Here is a 1,760-nt window from a genome sequence, read left to right on the forward strand (position 1 = left end):
TAAGTGCCAGCCATTCTCATAAGTTGGATGTTGTGCTTCAGCAATTACAAGAAACCAGGCAAGAGCTTACTGATACAAAGAGAAAGCTGAAAACTGCTGAGACCCTGTTGGCAGATGCCAAAGAGAAGAACCGTCAGTTGGAAGCTGAACGAGAGAAGGATGCCAAGGAGCGTAAGGACTTGGAGAATGATATCGCTCTCCTTCGTTCTGATCTTTACAGTGGAACAAAGAGCCAGCAGTCAGGTCGTTCTGCGGTAGAGGTAGGAGTTAATGATGGCAGGGATGATTTCGATGGTACGGATGCATCTTTACCAGAGGCAAATCGTAAGGATGATGTGTCCTCAGAGGCAAACTCCGATGGCGAGAAATCAGAGAAATCTCAATCCGGAGAGCCTAATAACTCTTCGGAAGACAGAGACTCTAGTAAAGGAACTCCGGGAACACCAACTCCTAAGACAATATATCATGGTCCTTCTCGTAAGGGTCGTACTTATAATAAGCATACAGTTGGTACGCCGATTATCCATAAGTGCGATTTGAGTCACTTGCCTGAAGGCGTAACTTATCATATCAAGAAGAATCCGAAGAAGGTACTTCACACAATAACTAAAGTAGAGGAACATTGGTTCGAGGAAGTTGTCTTGACTTATCCTGATGGTCATAAGGAAACGTATTTTATGCCTCAGGAGAATGATAAGGATGGCTACCTCTATGACGAGATTGTGCCTGGTACTCATGTAACATCAGACTTCTTGACGGAAGAAACATCGAATATGTATGACATGGCCTGTCCTGCTTATCGTGAGGTGAAAAACAGACTGTCCGAGATGGGTTTGAAGACTCATCGCCAGAATCTGGCCAACTATGCGGATAAGGGCTATGAGATATTGAAGCTAGTGCTTCCGGCATTGAAGGACCGAGCCTTGGCTCCTGGTTCCAACGTAAACGTAGATGAGACTTGGGAGCGATTCCAGACCCACTTCGGTCATCGTAAGACCTATATGTGGTGTTTGGTAAATCGCAAGGCCAACATCGTGATATTCTTCTATGAGGATACGGTAGACAAGTATGGCAATCAGAAGAGTGGTGGCCGTAACCGTGCTGTTTTGAAGGACTTCTTGGGTGACGCCAAGTTGAAGTCTCTTCAGAGTGATGGTTATATCTGCTACATGTATCTCGACGATGACTTGATAGACATAGAGCATCTATGTTGTCTTGCTCACGTGCGTGCCAAGCTAGAACGTGCGGAACGTATGGGTTGCAAAGAAGCTTCTTCACCTATGAGTAAGATTCGCAAACTTTATAAGCGTGAGGACTTGTATGTAGAGAAAGGTTATGATGCCGAAAAAATCAAGGAGATGCGCAATGATGAGTATACTCGAGGTATCGTAGATGAACTTCAGAATGAGATGTTCGACTTGATGGCGAACAAGATGGATAAGTTGCCTAAACTGATGCAGCAAGCACTGAACTATCTCCATAAGTTTTGGAAGCAAGTCTTTGCCTATCGAAATGATGGTGAATATTCCATAGATAACCTGGCAGCAGAACGAGCGATACGTCCCCAGACCATACAGCGCAAGGGCTCGTTGTTCTTTGGTAGTGTTCAGGGTGCATTGAGATCGGCAATGTACAATACCTTTATCCAGACTTGCAAGCAAGTCGGAGTCTCGTTCAGGCAATATTTCAAGGCTTTGCTCAAGGCCGTGAAATCTGGTAGAACGGACTACGAGAACCTGCTTCCAATGACAATCTGCTTG

General features: G+C 45.1%; 1 protein-coding gene. It reads left to right on the forward strand.

The annotated features are described in order from the left end of the window. Positions 1-1,760: IS66 family transposase (locus tag ACTQ16_RS16555; RefSeq protein ID WP_441938534.1), on the forward strand; the 1,760-nt coding region annotated here is incomplete at both ends.

It is taken from the genome of Prevotella sp. LCP21S3_D2, from assembly GCF_052118345.1.
In the GTDB taxonomy this organism is placed as follows: domain Bacteria; phylum Bacteroidota; class Bacteroidia; order Bacteroidales; family Bacteroidaceae; genus Prevotella.